This is a genomic window from Marinomonas sp. GJ51-14 (genome assembly GCF_055808695.1).
The window spans coordinates 2,677,241-2,696,870 of sequence record NZ_CM147879.1 but is presented as its reverse complement, the minus strand read 5'-3'; the positions used below and the strand labels follow the sequence as shown (position 1 = coordinate 2,696,870).

Here is a 19,630-nt window from a genome sequence, read left to right as displayed (position 1 = left end):
CTTTGCTTTGTGTTTCCGATTATTTCTCAATTTAGTTGATGATGTTTAGAATCCATCCAACGAGCGTAAAAGACGTAAGAAGTAACGCAAAAATAATAACTAATAACTTCCACGTCATGACTTGTTTCAGCAAAATAAACTCAGGAAAACTGGCTGCCACAGTACTCATACAAAAAGCCAATGCTGTTCCTATTGGTAGGCCTTTTGTTATCAAGCTTTCCATAATAGGAATCACACCTGTTGCATTAGAATAAAGCGGAATACCCATCAGAACAGCAAGAGGTACCGACCACCATTGACCACTTCCAAGATTGTTTTCCAACCAAGACACAGGCACATAACCATGAAGAGCCGCCCCTAAACCAACACCAATAAATACCCATTTCCATACTCGACCAAAAATTTCACCAAGTTCTTGTTTTGCAAATTCATGTCGCTCTTTAAAAGAAAGGTGTGGTTGATCATCATCTATCGATACAGAAGGCTTAGCCGATTCATATGCCTTCAGCGCAAAAGGTTTAAGCAACCTCTCGGCATGGATCAAATCTAAAAGTATTCCGCCCACAACCCCAACAGCTATCCCAACTAAAACGTACATCAAAGTAATTTCCCAACCGACTAGGCTGAGCAAAAGTAATATGGCCACTTCATTGATCAATGGTGACGTAAGAAGAAACGACATGGTAATGCCAACAGGAATACCTGCAGAGGTAAAACCAAGAAAAACAGGAATACTTGAACAAGAACAAAACGGCGTAATCGCACCAAACATTGAACCACTTAAATAACCGATAAATTTATTCTTACCAGCTAAGTAGTCACGTACTTTTTCAATATTTAACGACGCTCGAATCAGCGCAATAAAATAAATCATCACGATCAGCAGGAAAAATATTTTAGTGGTGTCTTCGATAAAGAAATGCATCGCATCACCAAGTTTTGAATTTGGTGACAATCCAAACACAACAAACGTCAGCCAACTGGCCAGTTCTGTGAACATCGCAAGCATCTTGTTTCTCTTCTCATTTTAATTTCAAGGATCATGGCGACGCTTCAAAAAGATCTTTTAAAAACCTCTTATAAGAGTAGCCGTTTAAATACGCCTTGAGTCACTTTTACATTACGCCTGTAGACGCGATAAAACCATGAAGATATGGCTAGATATTGATCAAGATCAAGGTGTTGAGGGGGGCAAAAAACACATAATTTCTGAAGTTTTGAATAATTGGGGTCAGAGTAAAATCAAATCGACACTAAGCTCTACACCATCCTTTTTCCTTTCTCGCTTTACTTGTATTTTTCTCTGTCCAGCCAAAATATTTTAAAATTCCTGCCCTGTTAAATGGAAGAGTTTATTTAATTTTACTCTGACCCTAATTATTCTATTTGATCTGGTCAAGAAAACGCTAGAGCCCTTGAAAACACTAGGTTCTTAGGGTGCCTGATGGGATGGACGCTCCAAAGTTGGTATCGGCGTCATAATGCGCCAAACTGAATATGACAAAACAGTTAAAACTAAGGAGCGTCCTATGAATCAGTTTAATACTATCGCTATTGATTTAGCAAAAAATGTTTTTCAGGTATGTGTGGTTTCTCCAGACCGAAAAGTACTTTTGAATAAACAGCTATCTCGCCATAAACTTCCTGAGTTCATCGCTAATCAACCCATTGCTGTGGTGGCGATGGAGGCCTGTTACTCTAGTCATTATTGGGCTAGGCTGTTTTCTCAAATGGGTCATGATGTTCACATCATTCCAGCACAACATGTAAAACCGTTTGTCCGTGGTAATAAAAATGATCGCAACGATGCTTTAGCAATAGCAGAAGCCTCTTGGCGACCCAATTTAAAATGCGTTCCTTTAAAAAGTATTGAGCAGCAAGACATCCAAGCTCTGCATCGTATTAGAGATAAGTTGATTTCTCGGCGTACTAGTATTGTGAATCAAGTTCGTGGGCTATTAAGTGAATATGGCGTCATTATCCCAATGGGATTGGCTCATTTCCAAAAGCATATTGTTATTCTAATAGACCCTGATGAATCACGCTTAACCTCTCGTATGAAGCAACAAATCGCGGAGGCGAAAGAGGAGTATGACAACTTAAGTAGGCGGTGTCTTTCTATTGAAAAAGAACTCAAGCTCTACGTACAAAGTAACCCTTTATGCCAGCGTTTAATGACCTTACCCGGTGTGGGTTTGTTAAATGCCACGGCTCTCTTTGCTTCTATTGGTAATGGCAGTCAATTTAACAACCCAAGAGAACTTTCTGTCTGGTTAGGTGTTACACCTAAGCAATACGCCAGTGGCGAAAGATCAATGCATGTCGGCATCACGAAACGAGGTAATCCGTACTTACGAAAGCAATTAATTCACGGTGCTCGTTCTTTGCTTCATAGAACAAAAGGAAAAACAGACAAGTTATCTGTGTGGATTCAACAGATAGTCGAAAGACGCGGAAAAAACAAAGCGGTTGTTGCCATCGCTAATCGATTAGCAAGGCTCGCATGGATTTTACTACATCGTAATGAAGATTACCGAGTGATTGCAGCGTAAGAAAAGCAATAAATACAACAAGTAATACAGAGAAGTAATACCCAAAGAAATACTCTTCCTTGGTCGATGAAAACATGATGATTAAAGCGGGTTTTCCGCACTTAGCAACAGTCTGTACCGGACAAGGCTCTAGTAAGCCGAGTGCCTGTTTGAGACAGTTAAGTGCGGATCTCATCAGGGCCAGAAAACAAACAATGTTTTCATAATAGGCCGGATATATGTCAGTACGACCTCTTACTTCATGTAGATCTAAAACGGTAAGAAAAGGTTAATAGATAAAGAAAAATCACTTAAATAGAGTGATTCGGTTAACTACGCCTTGACGGCACGGGAGCGTCCATATATGTCCCAGTTAAGCCGTTGACGAAGTGCAGCGTAATTTAGGGAGTGGTGCACTTCGGAGTTGAATTCGCGTGTTATTCCCTTGAATAGCTTTCTTTATACTCTTTCATTGTTAATGAGTAATGTTTTCTGGCTGTAAAACCAAAATGCTTTAGTTTATTTTTAAGAGGTGAAAGGTCTCCATCTTCAAAGGTGGATTTACCTGTAACCGCCAATAAGTCAAGGTTAGGTAGTTGAGTTATTAATTTAGCGGATGGTACTGAAAAAGAGTCTATAATCTTAAGTTCTTTCAGGCTAGAAGCTGTGTAGATTGCATTGCTGTTTAACACATCTTTGCATTTATTAATTTCAAGTCTAGTTAATTTCAACTGCTCAATATAAGTCAAGTCCAATCCCTTTAGCATATATAAATCAAGCTCTTCGATTTGAATATTGCATAAAAATTTAAAATCAATGGATAATGAAGATCGGGCAATCCTTAGTTTTTTTAATTTTTTAAGCGAGTTCCATATATCAATATTAAACAATGCTTTATTTGGTTTAGTGAGTTTTAAGTATTCTAACTCTACTAAATTTTCTAATCCTGTTAATTTACTGGCATTAAATATAAAACACTCTTTAAGTTTTACATTGTTAGATACATCTATTTTGTCTGCTTTTTCGTTATTAATAATAAGTTCTTCTAACTCTGTGAAATATTTCAAGCCGTCATAATTAAATTTAATACTAGAATGTGGATTTATATTTAGTTTTTTAATAGTAAGGTTCTTAAGCATTGCTAGGTCTTGATATAAGTAATCACCATAGTTATAACTTAGTGCTATATTAGAAATACTATATTTTTTAATATATTCAATATCATTTTCAATATCTTTTGAATTCAACCAAAAGTAACCTTCATTGGTAACGGGCATCAATTTATATCGTTCATGGTCTATCATTCTATTCTTTTCCTTTTTCTTTTTCTTCAGCATTTAATTTCTTACCCGGTGAATTTTTTATATTATAATTATTGTCACTAGCAACACCACCACTGCTATCAATACCTATATCTTCAGCTTTATATGCTTCTGCTTTAGTAGGTTTTATATTTTGTTCAATTATAGTGAATGTCCTGTCAGTGTTTGCTTGTTCTAAATTTTTAAGTGACTGATTGCTTCTGACACCATCAACGTCACCAACTCCGTAATATACTTTGCCTTGGTCATCGACAATCGTATATTGCATAGCTGGATTTGGACTATCAACTGAGTTCCCATGTATTTTGTTTGGGTCTGTAATCGTAACGGGACTAACAAGATTTCCTTCATCCGTTACGTGGATTTTCTTATAATCCTCTATATCTGTATCAGTATTAATAGGACAGACATCATAAAAACACAATACTTGAAATCAGTAAAACGGATCAAAGCGCTTACTCAAAAGTCTCTTTTATTGTGTTTGAAGGGAAAATATTACAGATAGGGAGTAAAAGTCTGAGTTAGAAGCACACTGAGCCAAACCACCATTATAGTGACTGCTTTTTGATTGAGTTTTTATAACTGATTAAGCGGTTCGTTGAAGATTTTGTCTTTTGGGTTTTCTTTGCCGATGGTTTCTCTCACAATAATGATCGATTGAATATTCTTGACCAACGACGCTCCCTGTTCTTTTCTCAAACTCAGTGGCGATACAAAGCCAGTTTTCAGAGGAAATATTTAGGCGCTTTAAGATCGGAAGTAATGAAGCATCAATGGAGCCACGTTTGTCTTCTCGTATTATTCGGCCTGTCATATCAACCAGTTCAAGGTAGTCTATCAGTTTGAAAGGCAAACCATTTGGAATGTCTTTTCTTGGGTTACCAACAAAGGGGTATAAGGTTTTCGGTTGATGTTTTCTTTTTGCAGAGGTAACGCGTTTTTTCACGCTGGTAAAATCAGAGTCTTCAGGTGTTTTACTAATGTTCGCTCGCAGTGGGTTTAAATCCACATAGGCCATGCAAGCCATTAACGCCGCTTCATCTAATAATGCTTGAGATTTAAAACGGCCTTCCCAGAAATGACCTGTGCAGTTGTCTTCATTGTTCGCTCTTCGGGCAATGGGCTCGTTTAATTCTTTCATAAACCAACTGATGTCCATCAAGCGATCTCGGTAGGTTTCAGCTGCTGTTTCGGCCAATACCACAGCGTAGCTCGGTAAGTTCTCCCCTCTTGCATATCGTTGAGTGAACATAGTGCCTTTATGGAGTTGATGCCAACGCTGTAGAACTTCTAATGTTGACCACGATTTCGCTTTTTCTGAATCCACGTGTAAAACAACGTGAAGATGATTACTCATTACAGCATAAGCACAAATATCAATAGAAAATAAAGAAGAAAGGAATAACAAGCGCTCTTCTACCCATCCGCGCCGGTGTTCATAACTGTTGCCAGTAATCGCATCCTCACCACACAAAAAAGCCCGCCGAACACAGCGAGCCACACAATGGTAATAAGGAGTATCTTCTAAACTGATTTGCTGTTTTCTTGACCTTGGCATATCCAACCTCTCTTCCTTGAGAAAATATACTGTAATTATATACAGTATATTTAAATATGGTCAAGAAAATGCTAGAGCCATTGAGAACACTAGGTTCTTAGGATGCCTGTCCCAGTTAAGCCAACGTTTTATATTAGAAAAACCAAGAAAAAAACCAAACCTCCCCCTACAATATATGGTAACAAAAACCAAAGATTCATAAGTAACCAACCAATTGAAAACGACGGAAAGTCAAAATTAAATTCGGTATAACCTATATAGTAAAGAGATACTACACATAAAACATATAAACATAAGAATAAGGGTGTTGGTTTAATCTTTTTTTATATTGCATCAGATTTGATTCTTAGGGTGCCTGTCTCAGTAGAGTACAGTGATTTTATAAACAAGAAACGTCTAATGGACGTGTGGACGGGACAAATTTTCATCTTTTGGCAATACAAAATACGCCACAATCAGTGAAGTTATACTACCTAGAAAAGTATATAACAACGACTCGATTACGACTTTATCACTTACAAATCCTTTAGTAAAAATAGCCATCATACAACTCCATAAGAATGCATTTCCGCCGCCTATCGCTGTGACAAGTAAATAACCGTATACTGTTTTGTACAGTTTCATGGATGAGTAGATTAAAGCAGAAATAAGCGCAGGAATACAAAAAAAATAAAACCAAATATAGTTGTAAGTAAAATCAAACCAAATAAAGAAGGTATATCTTTTAAGCTCAATTTAACTAAAATGTTTTTTTCGTAAAAAAACAAAAAAAGCAAATATAAGCCTACAAAAAAACCTCCCAGCCCAGAGCAAGAAGTAAAGCCAACTATAACTTTTTTAAAAGGATAATTATTATTCATGGAGCACAACCTTGCTCAGCGGTATACCCCATTAACTGACAACCAAACTGAACTCTAGATTCATAACTAAGAATATCGATACCACCTGATTGACCTTGTCGTTCACTTCCAAAATAATTCCCAACACCTAATGTGTTATCTGTATTAGTAATATACCCAGAAAGCCATGTAAACAACGGTGCATCGCTTAAATATTGTTCATGTATTGGTTGCAATATTGCCTGCTCGGTTTTCAATTGATTAATATCCCAAGCAACTGGGTCAGATATTGTTTGATTATATAAATTACTAAAATTTTCAAAACCTGAATTCATTAATGCGTCACCCGCTACATCACGCCATTCATTTAAATCTGCCCCTAAAGCTGCAGTATAATTACCAATTTGAAATGTAACATATGACAATGAATCATCAGATATCTTAGGGTGCCTGATGGGATGGACGCTCCAAAGTTGGTATCGGCGTCATAATGCGCCAAACTGAATATGACAAAACAGTTAAAACTAAGGAGCGTCCTATGAATCAGTTTAATACTATCGCTATTGATTTAGCAAAAAATGTTTTTCAGGTATGTGTGGTTTCTCCAGACCGAAAAGTACTTTTGAATAAACAGCTATCTCGCCATAAACTTCCTGAGTTCATCGCTAATCAACCCATTGCTGTGGTGGCGATGGAGGCCTGTTACTCTAGTCATTATTTGGCTAGGCTGTTTTCTCAAATGGGTCATGATGTTCACATCATTCCAGCACAACATGTAAAACCGTTTGTCCGTGGTAATAAAAATGATCGCAACGATGCTTTAGCAATAGCAGAAGCCTCTTGGCGACCCAATTTAAAATGCGTTCCTTTAAAAAGTATTGAGCTGCAAGACATCCAAGCTCTGCATCGTATTAGAGATAAGTTGATTTCTCGGCGTACTAGTATTGTGAATCAAGTTCGTGGGCTATTAAGTGAATATGGCGTCATTATCCCAATGGGATTGGCTCATTTCCAAAAGCATATTGTTATTCTAATAGACCCTGATGAATCACGCTTAACCTCTCGTATGAAGCAACAAATCGCGGAGGCGAAAGAGGAGTATGACAACTTAAGTAGGCGGTGTCTTTCTATTGAAAAAGAACTCAAGCTCTACGTACAAAGTAACCCTTTATGCCAGCGTTTAATGACCTTACCCGGTGTGGGTTTGTTAAATGCCACGGCTCTCTTTGCTTCTATTGGTAATGGCAGTCAATTTAACAACCCAAGAGAACTTTCTGTCTGGTTAGGTGTTACACCTAAGCAATACGCCAGTGGCGAAAGATCAATGCATGTCGGCATCACGAAACGAGGTAACCCGTACTTACGAAAGCAATTAATTCACGGTGCTCGTTCTTTGCTTCATAGAACAAAAGGGAAAACAGACAAGTTATCTGTGTGGATTCAACAGATAGTCGAAAGACGCGGAAAAAACAAAGCGGTTGTTGCCATCGCTAATCGATTAGCAAGGCTCGCATGGATTTTACTACATCGTAATGAAGATTACCGAGTGATTGCAGCGTAAGAAAAGCAATAAATACAACAAGTAATACAGAGAAGTAATACCCAAAGAAATACTCTTTCCTTGGTCGATGAAAACATGATGATTAAAGCGGGTTTTCCGCACTTAGCAACAGTCTGTACCGGACAAGGCTCTAGTAAGCCGAGTGCCTGTTTGAGACAGTTAAGTGCGGATCTCATCAGGGCCAGAAAACAAACAATGTTTTCATAATAGGCCGGATATATGTCAGTACGACCTCTTACTTCATGTAGATCTAAAACGGTAAGAAAAGGTTAATAGATAAAGAAAAATCACTTAAATAGAGTGATTCGGTTAACTACGCCTTGACGGCACGGGAGCGTCCATATATGTCCCAGTTAAATTACGCCTTGACGGCACGGGAGCGTCCATATATGTCCTATTAAATTCAGGGCCAGAGAACACAGAGTGCTCTCATATAGGCCGGATATATGTCAGTACGACCTCTTACTTCATGTAGATCGAAAACGGTAAGAAAGGGTTAATAGAAAAAGAAAAAATCACTTAAATAGAGTGATTCAGTTAACTACGCCTTGACGGCACGGGAGCGTCCATATATGTCCTGTTAAAATTCTATCTAAAACATATTCAGGTGGAATGCGTTGATACAATTTCATATCTACTTTAGGTAAATTTATAATAAATTTTCTTATTGGAAATGGCAATCGTTTGTAAAATAAATAATATGCATCACCTTGCATCATCAGTTTACTGTTTTCTAAAATAGGCTGAACGTCATTCCAATGTGCTACCGTTATATCATTTACTTTAGGTACTACATCTTTTCTTACAATAACAACAATATCAACGGGAGGTATTACAATAGGAATTCCATCTTCCCAAACACACCCCGTAAGCACTTCACCGTCTTTTCGGAAATACATAATAGTAGGAACAAACACATCATCAGTTACATTTTCTTGAAGCGTATCTTTTTGTTTATTCCATAACCAAACCCTTTCTATTTTTTCTGATGGTAAAGTCGGTATTTCTTTATTACTCACAATAGCGGACTGACAAACCAAATCATTAGCACGTAGCCAAGCGCTAATAAATTTATCTGATTGGTAATCACCAAACCCCATTCCATTCATTTGTGGATCATCGACCATTAAATCATAAGTATCTACAAATGCTTTTAATTCAACATCCGCTTCACTGGCAAAGTATGAGGGCTTGAAATAACTAATATTAAACGTGATCGGGTAATATTCAGCTTCTTCATGTTCAGATTGGTGTTGATATATAAAATAAAAAATCACGCCGGTTGTTTTATTTTGATATATTGCCTGCAATTTTTCCCCATCTAGACTCAAGTCATAATGAGGTTTAGTCGCAAAGTATATTTTGAATTGCTCAACGGTTAAATCACCATTTTTAGGTTTCAACAATAAATCGTAACTCATTTTTTTCCTTATAATAAAATCTAAAAATTGGCATTATCCATGCTGAGACCATAATGGCTCACCAACTACCGCTTCGTATTCTTCATCAGGTAATTTGTCCCATTTTAGACTTTCAAGTATATCAGCAACAATAACTTTAACTGACCTATAATTACCTGAACTCGCATAAGATATTTTTGCACTTTCGACTACATCTTTAAAACCTATAAAGTAACTAGAAAATATATCAGATAATGTTATTGCTCCGTCTAGTTTTAATTTAGTGGTTGCTGGTAATTCACTTATAAAATAGACATCAGCTATATTTATACGTTTAAAAATATCATTCACCTCTTCCATTAATAATAAAGCAGTATCAAGCTCTTCTAGCTTAAGATATTTACGATAGAAGCGATTTGTTAATAACATCCATTTTTCATCATTACCTTTCACCGCATATTGCTCTATACAGTCAAAAAACAATTGCATTTCAGCCTTATTACCAATTTGAAACGTTGTAAACGCGCCAGAAAAACCAATCTTTTTCATTTTATACAATACCTTCTAATCATTATCTTTAATGAACTTTATAGAATCGCCATCTATTATTCCATCTGATTTATCTACTATTTTATCAATTATATTTTGTTGTTGAGCCGCCGAAACATTTTGCCCACGTATATCAATAACGACTGTTTGAGTCATATCATCAGGTAAATGAGTATCACGTACTATCGCTTGGTCTGATATATTTTTCACCAAACTACTTTCACCACCAGTACGGCTTAAATCGTAATTTTTAACTTCCACAGAGCAACTGCCATCTAATGAACAGAAGTCTGGAACAACACTACCAGCAGGTCGTCCATCTACTTTTTCTCCATTAATATAAGCTTGCTGAGAATCAAAATCATCACCTAATTGCTCAGCAACATAATCTTCTGAAGCTTTTCCTTTGGCTTGGTTAGTCGCACCTGTAGAGCTTGATTGTGTTTCAATCGGACTAACAAGATTTCCTTCATCCGTAACTTGGATTTGCTCACTTACGCCCGTATCTTTTCTGACAGTAGTAAACGAACCATCCGATAATTCCCGCACCGTGTAATTATCACCTTGCCCGTCTGATAGATTATCCAATTGCTGTTGAACTGATTCACGAGTGACTTTATTTGGAACATCGAAGCCTTCTTCATTTAATACAGGAGTATTGATATCATTATTTGATGTCGGCACATCCGTTCCAGATTTATCTGGCGTTACTTTATCTATGTATTTACCAACTGCGGCTATTGCCCCAAGATAATTAAGTTTTTTAACTGGGTTAATAAAGCCTGCGCCTTCATGCGCTACCGTTTCACTGGTTTTTTCAGCGGCCTCATAATCTTGCCCTTGCATACTAAGCAAGGCAATTTGGTTTTTATAAGTAAGTAGACTTTTTGATGCATTTTCAAATCCATCAATACCTGCAGCTTTCATCACTTCAGCAAATTTTTCTGGATCATCATTCAGTAAAGCGTAGGCTTTTTCAGTACCTTCTTTTATTGCCTCATATGTTTCTTTATCTGTAAAAGTATCTACCGTGTCAAGAGTGTCAGTAACAATGCCACCATAAACACCTGATCCTGTACCAGAAACTGTGCCAGCAGCTAACTCAATTCCTTTTTGAGTTAGCTGCCATACACTTTTTTCAGAGTCGTCAATAGCAACATTATCTGTATAATCGCTATTACTAAATGCTTCATTTAAATATAAATCATGGTCTTCTCGTTGTTCCTCTGTCGAAGTAAAGGCCGCTTGCACTTCTCCGTCTTCGTTTTCAAAAGTTAAGCCCTCTTCACTCGCTGCATTGACTAAATATTCATTCGCCGCTTTATATGCTTCGACTTCTTCTTCAGTATAGGTGTTATAAGCCTCTTCCCAATCCGTATCCGCTTCAAGGGCGGCACCACGCATAAGCTCTTTTTTCGCTTCTTCAGCGGTAATCCCTCTCACTTCTGCGTAAGATTCTGCGGCCGTAAAGTTGATAAAATCAAGCTCAGCATTGTTAACCTGCCTTGCTTTAAGATCACTGTTGTCGATGCTCGCTATGTAAGTTGTACCAGATTGCACTGCACTGCTTGAGCTGTTCGCTGCATTCCAGCTGGTTTGTGTGGTATTTGCTGTGGTGTTTGTAGTACTCACTCCAGCTATACCACTGTAAATATTCATGAGAGATTCAGCCTGATTACCATGACTGCTGGCGATGTCCGTTTGTTCATCTCGTGTTAATGATTCGGTTGCACCCGTTTCCGCTAATCGATGACGAGTTTGCTCATGCACAACGGTCGCAGTAACCTCCGCACTGTCTGTCATGTTGGTTTTGTCTATGTTTACGAGGATGGCTTTACCATCTTCGTAATAAGTACCCGCGACTTCTTTCTTGTTTACTGCTGTTTTATCTTCTGGGACAGTGTCATCATCAATCTTACTGCCATTGTAAGCAGCAACGGTTGTACCGTTTTCCAGTCCTTGTGCTTTGGTAAGCGCATCACTCATAGATTGCATGCCATCAATGCTACCTTCTACACCGCTTTCACCACGAAGTAACGCTTGCGCAGCTTCGTCCGCTGCCCGTTGTTTGACTGCTTCATTTTCAATGGCGTAGTTCTGCACGCCTGTGAAGAAGTTTTCTCCATCTGTTGCCGCTTTAGCGACACTCACCACGAGTGTGCCAGTCTCAACCGCATCGCGCGCAATGTCTTTTAATCCGGCAACACTGGTCAATCGTTGATCCACGGTCACGCTGGCATCCAGCCCACCACGTTCTACGTCTTTGGTGACTTCTTGGCTGGTTGCTACGTCTCGGGTTAGGTCGTCGTATTCTCCTTGGTCGTCGATGGAAGCCCCTCCCACGGTGACGTTACCAAGGCCAATTGTGGCTAGGGTATTTTGTTCCTTCTCGTGCCCATTGAATCCCATATTGTAAGTACGGCTGCTGGTATCCGCTTTCTCTGGCTGAGGCTTACTGTTCGCGGACGTCGGTTCCTCTTCTGTTGATAGCCCACTCGCAGACCAACCAAGGCTAGCGTTATAGCTGGTGTCGATGTCTTGAATATCGGCAACCGTTAAAGTGTCTGTAGTCAATGTGAGATTATCTGTGGTATTACCGTTTTCATCTACTGCGGCAATAGCAGCCCCTGTCAGCGAGGTATTTTTCGCGGTAATGTTAACCGTGCCACCTGTGATGCCACTTTGTTGGTCAACCCAAGCTCGCTCTGATTCTCCTTTACTGAAATCTGCACCAAAACCAGAAACGCCTGATTCTGATGGTTTATCGTTATCACCACTTATGCCAACATTCAATCCAACACTGTTACTGTTGCCGCTTGACGTGTTTTGTAGACTTTCTACTAGAAGCGTGCCTGTGGTGATGTCAACTTCATTGGCGTAAACATTACCGCCACTGATGGTCAGGCTGTCACTGTTGCTGACGATACTGCCTGCACTTAAACCACTGTTGGTGTAAGACATACTTTCGTTTTCGCTGGAACTCTGAGAGGCGTTAACACTGCCTCCAAAGCTACCACTTGTGCTGATATTTGCGCTCGCACCTTCACTGTGGCTTTCTGTGCTCTCTGTATAGGTGTTGGTGCCAGCAATCACATTGATGCTGTCTGCATCCAATGCGAGTTCCCCTGCAGTCGCAATATTTGAACCTTCCACCGTGATTTCATTGTCACTGGTTAGTCGTGTATTCCCGCCCACACTGATGGTGGAACCTTGCCACTCGTTCGCCGTATTGGTTGTTTCGGTCGTATCGACTTGATGGCTCACACTGCCTGAAAGGGTGAACCCAGTTCCTCCTGCTGCGGCCGCGGCCATAGCGGCTTTGCCTGCACTGGTCACCGCCAAGGTAGCATTCACGACGCCAACACCTGCAGCAACTTTATTCACTTCATAAAATTCTAAATCACTTTCCGGAAGCGTGCCGGCTTCTACCTTTTTCTTCGCTTTATCATACGCCTTATTCGCTTCATCTACGGCTTTCTTCGCATCGTCTAAGGCCGCAACCGCCAAGGCCGCATCGGCGTAAGCGTTTCTCACACCAATGCTTAATGTCGTGACATCTGTGGTGTTTACTTGTGTCTTCGTAGTGGTGTTTTGAGCCCCTCCTACTAAAATACTATCAGCCTCTATGCTGGCATCGCCTACTACACTAATGTCACTGGCGATGATCGATACATTTTCGTCTGCATTGATAGAGAGGCTACCCACATCAAAGTTAGCACCTAGTAGCGTAGTCGTATCCACTGTCGTCTTTTGGGTTTGTTCGACGATGGAGACTTCAGCAATGGTGACTTCTCCACCACTGACTCTATCGTCTTCGAAATCACCATGTGCTCCCTTTTTGGTATCTTTCGCGTCTTGATTGTCAGCCAGTTTACCTTCCATTGTAACGTCTGAGTGATTAGAGCCATCGCCTGATGCAACAGTGGTTGTACTGTGTGTTTCCGTCACTGTGGTTCGTTCTTCGGCTGCTTCAATCGTGACATTTTGCGCATTGATCACTGCGCTGTTTTCAACATACACATCCGTACCCACAAAACTCACTGAATCGGCTGCATCAATAACGAGATCATTCGCAACAATTGTCGATGTTTGTTGCGTCATAGCTTCGGTTTCAACAGAATGTGATTCGCCTATTTTGAATTCAGCATTCACACTAAAAACGGAAGCCACAGCAGCAATGCCTTTCACCACGTCTTTTAAGATGCCATTAAAACCGGAAGACGATTCGTTCCATGATTTACTGACCAGCTCTTGCGTGGCGATGACGATGTTGCCAACGACTTCGCCATCGGCGTTCACGTAGTCACCGTTTTCGTTCAGTGTCACATCAGTGCTTTCGCCATTCGTGCCTAATGATAAGAGTTCGGCCGCGGACAGTGTCGCCCCTTCTAAGGTGATGTTTTCACCAGCGTTAACCCCGATGCTGCCACCTGTGCTGACTAAGGCACTTTCAACCGCAGTTTGTGTTACAGATCCTGAGCTTTTGGCCTTAACGGTAAACGTGCCTTCTCTTTCATATTGGTAACTTTCAGACGCTTGGTCTACCGCAGAAAGAAGCTGCACTTCACCGCCCGCGTCCACGGCAATATTGCCCGCTGCGGTGGCTGTTGAACCATAGAAAATGGTGTCATCACCTGAAGAAATGTTAATACCGCCGGCACTGGAAACCAGTTCTGTGCCTACATTGGTAATGTCTTCTGTTGACGTGGTGGTGACTTTTGTCGTGCTGCCGAAGAAACCAGATTTTTTAGACTTTGTTTCTGAATCTGTGGTATTGATCGACGTAGCGGTCGTGAGGAAAATGTCATTTCCCGCCGCTAAATTAATGCCGTTATCACCCGATAATAAAGACCCTTCTGAGAAAATGTCATTGGACGCATTCAACGATAAAGTACCACCTGCGGTTAAGCTGGTTGTCGTCAACGTTTCTGAGTGACTTTGTGTTTTTGTGTAGTTACTTCCGCTGCCGATTTTACTGTAAGAATCAGTGGTGTCGGTGACAGCAAAGAGGTCAATATTGCTTGCAGATAACCCCAAGTTACCTAATGCGTTTATTTGCGCACCTTCGCTGGTGATGGTATCGCCTGCACTTAGGAAGACGTTATCGCCAGATAGAGAAGACACTTGGAAGCTGATGTCGCTATCGCTTTGGAAGTTACCATTAGTACTGCTGTTTTCTATTTCCAACGCTCCAATTATCAGGTCATTACCTGCCGTCAAAGCAAGGTCGCTACTGGCAAAGATGTCTGTACCTGTTAATGCAATATCATTGCCTGCACTGATGAAGACATCACTGCCCGAGATCGTTGCGATATCACCTACTAGCGTTTGTGTTTCTGCGTAGTTTTCACCATCGTATTCAAATACGGTGGTTTGAGTTTCACTGATGAAGTCACCACCTGCCACAATCGACAAGGTTTCCCCTGCCGCTAAACTGCCACTGTTGAATAGATCGCCTGTTGTGGTTAAGGAGGCACTGCCACCCGCGGCAATACTGCCTGTATTGTTCAACGTGTCGCTGCCTATAAAGAGGTTTTCAGTCGCAACTATGTTTCCTGTGTTGGTAAACCCTTCTGTCGTTTCAATGGAAATACTCGATGCCGCGATCAAAGAGCCGTCTTCTCTTAGCTCAAAGTTAGATGCAGACGATAAGTAGACTTTTGGCACTAGAACGTCTTGTGGACCACTTGCTGTCTCAACGGTTTCTGTCACCATCCAAACAATCGGTTCTTGTAGCTCTGCGATTTGCTCCGCGCTTAATTCAATACCAGCACTTAAACCTAAGTCTTCATAAGTATCCGCAGCGTTATCCATTAAGGCCGCGTACATGGATTCAACATCTACTGAATCGGGTAAGGTTAAACTGCCAGTAAAGGCAAGAATTTGTTCACGAACGAGCTGCTGTTCTAAATAACCATCACCTAATCGCGCAACCGTGTTCCCACTGTCATCATTACTGTCGGCAAACAGTTTATCTAATAGGTAATCCGAGGAAATAAAAGAAGCATAATTGGTAAGCAAAGGGTTGGTTTCAATGAGATAACCTTGCTCTGGTGAATCAGATTCATTAAAGAGCGCACCAGATACAAAGTCTTCTAGGATATTTTTGTCAAAAATATCATCTCGACGTGCTGCGACGACATTAAGATCAATGGTATTTACAACGGGTTCAACAGCCAGCATCTCACCGTCATTTTTGCCTGTGGATTCAGTATCGGCTTCACCTGTGGTTTCTGTGTCTGCTTCGCCTGTGGTTTGAGTATCTATCGTACCTGTGGCATTCAAATATTCCGTTGTTACGTTGCTAGCAATAATATCTTCAACATTACCTACATTATTAATTGTACCCGCTCTACCAGTAATATTGCCGTTGGCAGTGAATGTAGAGTCTGCAAGAATAACTTCAGAATTATCGGTATAAGTATAATTCCTAAAGTCTGTCGTATATACCGTTTTCTTACCTCCAGTACAATGTCCAGCTATCTTTCTGACACATTTTCTATAATGGCCATTTAAAGTATCTCTACCTGTATGAATTGTCGTAATATCTGCACCATAAGACACATCATTTTTTTGGGCTGCAACAAATTCTATATTGCCCGCAGCACTGACTGTTGAGTAAATGTTATCAATCATACCAACAAGTGAAACATTTCCACCTGACAATATATAACCTTGCTCACTATTCGTAACTATTGTAGGAACCGTAACTGTTTTTGTATACGTTCTTGTCGCGCTATCATAACCACTTGGGGTGTTGATTTTGACATTTGTATAACTATTCTTTGTAACTACATTTTTAACTTCAAATTCAGTTTTTTGATTCGTTATCTGATCTGCATTAATACTTAGATCACCCACCGTTTCAATGGTCGCTGAACTATTTAAAAGCTCATTTTGGGCTTCTAGGTAACCATTACCCAAACTGTATAAAACACCACCGTCTAAGTTTTCAATACCTCCAGTTGAGTTAATGTCTAGGTAATTTCTTGCGAGGGTTAACGCACTGCTGCCTGTGTTTAGATAATTTCCTGTATCTACATCAAGTTTATAACCTGCTATGCCGCCTTCATTGCTGACAGAGTCCGATTTAATCGTTAAGGTTCCATCTTGAGCCGAAATAACACCATCAGTATTGTTACTAACATTCTGACCGTTAAGAGTGATGCTGTTAACCGATCTAATACGACTGTCTGTATTGATGATGTCTCCAGCTGAGTCAATCGACAAGGTGTCATTCGCTTGGATATTCGCACCGTTGGTATTCGACACATCACCCTGAGTAGTGGTCAGTGTTAAGCCCCCTGAAGACAAGAGTTCACTGTTTACACTACCATTGATAATTTCTTGTGCGGTAATGTTTAAGCCATTACCTAATAGAATACCTTGGTTATCCAGCACACTATTAGTAAGGTGGAGCGTTAGTGAACCTTGCCCTGCATTTACAGTGGAATCCGCTGAATTAACAAAAATGGATGCTGTAATATCTGTATCGGCAGCCGATTCTATGTCACTGACATTGGTTAAAATACCGCCTACGTCTAACATGAGGTTATTACCTGCATGTATCAGAGCTTCATTTGTGTTTTTCAAATTTCCGGTCAGTGCAATATCTAAGTCACCAATGGAATAGAGACTGCTTGTGGCTGTGCTGTTATTTAATTCATTGGCGTCAATCGTGATGCCGTTACCGGCTAACGTACCGCTGTTATCGACGGTACTTGCATCAATAGTGAGCTCTTCTGATTGCGCCAGAACCGTTCCTGAACTGAAGATATTAGTCACAGATAACCAAACACTTTTCAGCGCTTCGATGGTTGAATTTTCATTAGATAGATCCCCACCTACATCCAACGTAACATCTGTTCCAGCGTGAACTAGTGCGCCGTCTGTATTGTTCACATCGCCGGCGATGTTTAGATCAACATTATCCGATGAATAAATTTTTCCGTTTACAGTACTGTTGTTTAATTCATCGGTGTTGATCGTGATGCCGTTACCTGCCAATATTCCTTGGTTGTCGATACTTGTAGAATCAAGAGTCAACTCACCAGTTTGCGCTAAGATAGTTCCAGTTGACGTGAGGTTTTGGCTGTCAATATCAACGTAATTGATTGCTTCAATCGTGGAACCTGTATTGACAACATTACCTTGTGCATCAAGCGTGACATCTGTGTCTGCATGAACTAGTGCAGCGTCTGTATTATTAATATCACCGTCAATGTTGAGAACAAGTTCTTCCGTAGAAAAAATCATTCCATTTTCAGTGCTGTTATTCAGCTGTGTAGCTCTAATACTAAGACCCGAACCAACAAGATAACCTTGATTATCTAGTTTATTAGTTGTAATCGACAGACGGTTGTCTTGAGCTAAGACGGTCCCTGAATTAGTTAGCCTCCCAGAGTTTATCGTCGCAGAATCAATAGCTTCTATCGTTGCATCCGTGTTGGTAATATTACCTAAAACATCAATCGCCAAGGTATTGTCTGAATGTATTAACCCGCTATTAATATTGGTTAAGTTACCTGTCAAAGTTAAGTCTAAAGTATCTGTTGCAAAAACTTGACCATCAACTGTACTGTTATCTAGTGAGGCAGAGTTAATATTAATACGATTAGATGCAATTAACCCTTGGTTTGACAATCTACCTGAGTTAATTAGGATTGAACCATTTTGAGACAAAAGTTCCGCGCTAGTTCGATTCTCCAACGCACTTTGCACATTAACAGACAATGTTTCTGTGGCTACAATACTCGAATTTTCATTCGCATTAATTAACTGATCTGCATTAATATCGATTGTATTACCAAGTACACTACCCTTGTTATCAATATTTGCTCCTGATATCGACACACTGTCCGCACTCACGGTAACATTGTTGACAATATTTCCACTGGTATCCAGCACCATTCTATCGGCCGCTTTAATATCTCCGTTAAAATTGACACCTAAACCTTTTTCAGTACCAATTAAGGTAATACGGTTCGCGTACATACCACCAATAGCGGAAACATCTAAAGCAAAATTGGGAATATCAGAGCTGTTTATAGTAAAGTCAGTTCCAGTAATAGATAGATCATCATGAGCAATGGTGTTTTTGCCTGTAATCACATTAAGATTATTGGCCCATAACTCACTGTTAAATTGAACGCTACGAGCTAGAATATCCACTTGCTCTATATTCGTGGCATTCAGCCCCAAGCCTTCAATGTTAATTTGCCCTTGAGAGACGTCATAACCCTCTATTGCACCGTTATCAAATGCCACCAATCCTGTTGTTAGTGTCCCGCGTGTAGTATTAATAAAACCACAGCCATTACAGGTAATACCGTTTTGGTTAGCAATAATCAATTCTGCCGATTGCCCAGCAATTTCCATGTAACCATTTAACGCACTGGCACTATTACCCATCACTTCGTTTAATATGATGTTAGCGCTATTACCGTTTAGGTTACTGTTACCATCGATGTAACCCGACAACTGAGTGCTCACGATGTCAGTAGAGTTATTAAAAATCAATCCGATTGAATCAACATTCAGTTCATTGTATTGATTACGCGAAACACCGTTGTCACTCGGCGCATTAATATTAACAATAGGGACATTGTTGGCAGCGACATCAAAAGTTGGAGCATAGGCACTGCCGACTGCGGCAGATACACCTTGCGCTAGCAATACACCCGGTGCAGAAAGGTAAGACGCCAACATAATTTGAGCGATATATTTTTGATATTTACGACAAGGCTGTAAAAGAGAAATATTAGAATGATGTGATGCCCAGGGACGTTGCTTTACTCTTGATACACTTTGGCAACCTCGTTCTGAAAAAAGTTGCACAAACTTCATAATCAAACGTAAAAAATCCAACAT

11 protein-coding genes are annotated in these 19,630 nt (G+C 40.1%); 2 read left to right on the top strand and 9 right to left on the bottom strand.

All coding sequences use genetic code 11. From position 1 onward, the window contains the following. Positions 1-31: 31 nt before the first annotated feature. Positions 32-1,009, bottom strand: a complete 978-nt coding sequence (locus tag AC0L3Y_RS12940; protein WP_473464142.1) for a permease — start codon at positions 1,007-1,009, stop codon at positions 32-34. A 520-nt stretch (positions 1,010-1,529) separates the two neighbouring features. Here AC0L3Y_RS12940 and AC0L3Y_RS12935 point away from each other — a divergent pair. Then, positions 1,530-2,552: an IS110 family RNA-guided transposase gene (locus AC0L3Y_RS12935; RefSeq protein ID WP_473464136.1), complete on the top strand. Its 1,023-nt coding sequence runs from the start codon at positions 1,530-1,532 to the stop codon at positions 2,550-2,552. 416 nt (positions 2,553-2,968) lie between these two features. Here the strand turns inward: AC0L3Y_RS12935 and AC0L3Y_RS12930 are convergent, their stop codons facing one another. From AC0L3Y_RS12930 to AC0L3Y_RS12910, 5 genes are all read right to left on the bottom strand, one after another. Beyond that, positions 2,969-3,835 (bottom strand): hypothetical protein, encoded by an 867-nt coding sequence (locus tag AC0L3Y_RS12930; protein ID WP_473464132.1) that lies wholly within the window; start codon positions 3,833-3,835, stop codon positions 2,969-2,971. Between the two features lies 1 nt (position 3,836). After that, the gene (locus AC0L3Y_RS12925; protein WP_473464130.1) at positions 3,837-4,277 is read right to left on the bottom strand and encodes a hypothetical protein; all 441 of its coding nucleotides are present in this window, start codon (positions 4,275-4,277) and stop codon (positions 3,837-3,839) included. A gap of 162 nt (positions 4,278-4,439) precedes the next feature. Beyond that, positions 4,440-5,411 (bottom strand): transposase, encoded by a 972-nt coding sequence (locus tag AC0L3Y_RS12920; protein WP_473464126.1) that lies wholly within the window; start codon positions 5,409-5,411, stop codon positions 4,440-4,442. A 635-nt stretch (positions 5,412-6,046) separates the two neighbouring features. Further along, complete coding sequence (locus AC0L3Y_RS12915) at positions 6,047-6,271, bottom strand: hypothetical protein (protein ID WP_473464122.1); 225 nt, start codon at positions 6,269-6,271, stop codon at positions 6,047-6,049. Beyond that, on the bottom strand, positions 6,268-6,675 hold the full coding sequence (locus AC0L3Y_RS12910; protein ID WP_473464118.1) for a hypothetical protein: 408 nt from the start codon (positions 6,673-6,675) through the stop codon (positions 6,268-6,270). Before AC0L3Y_RS12910 ends, AC0L3Y_RS12915 begins: the two co-directional genes overlap by 4 nt. A 113-nt stretch (positions 6,676-6,788) precedes the next feature. On the opposite strand from AC0L3Y_RS12910, the gene AC0L3Y_RS12905 reads away from it, so the two are divergent. Further along, complete coding sequence (locus tag AC0L3Y_RS12905) at positions 6,789-7,811, top strand: IS110 family RNA-guided transposase (RefSeq protein WP_473464114.1); 1,023 nt, start codon at positions 6,789-6,791, stop codon at positions 7,809-7,811. Positions 7,812-8,344: 533 nt separating this feature from the next. On the opposite strand, the gene AC0L3Y_RS12900 is transcribed toward AC0L3Y_RS12905, so the two are convergent. The 3 genes from AC0L3Y_RS12900 to AC0L3Y_RS12890 are packed head-to-tail and all read right to left on the bottom strand — an operon-like array spanning position 8,345 to position 19,630. Next, entirely contained in the window at positions 8,345-9,232 is an 888-nt protein-coding gene (locus tag AC0L3Y_RS12900; RefSeq protein ID WP_473464110.1) for a hypothetical protein, read from the bottom strand. A 33-nt stretch (positions 9,233-9,265) separates the two neighbouring features. Next, positions 9,266-9,760, bottom strand: a complete 495-nt coding sequence (locus AC0L3Y_RS12895) for a hypothetical protein (protein WP_473464105.1) — start codon at positions 9,758-9,760, stop codon at positions 9,266-9,268. A gap of 15 nt (positions 9,761-9,775) precedes the next feature. Further along, positions 9,776-19,630 (bottom strand): two-partner secretion domain-containing protein, encoded by a 9,855-nt coding sequence (locus AC0L3Y_RS12890; RefSeq protein ID WP_473464100.1) that lies wholly within the window; start codon positions 19,628-19,630, stop codon positions 9,776-9,778.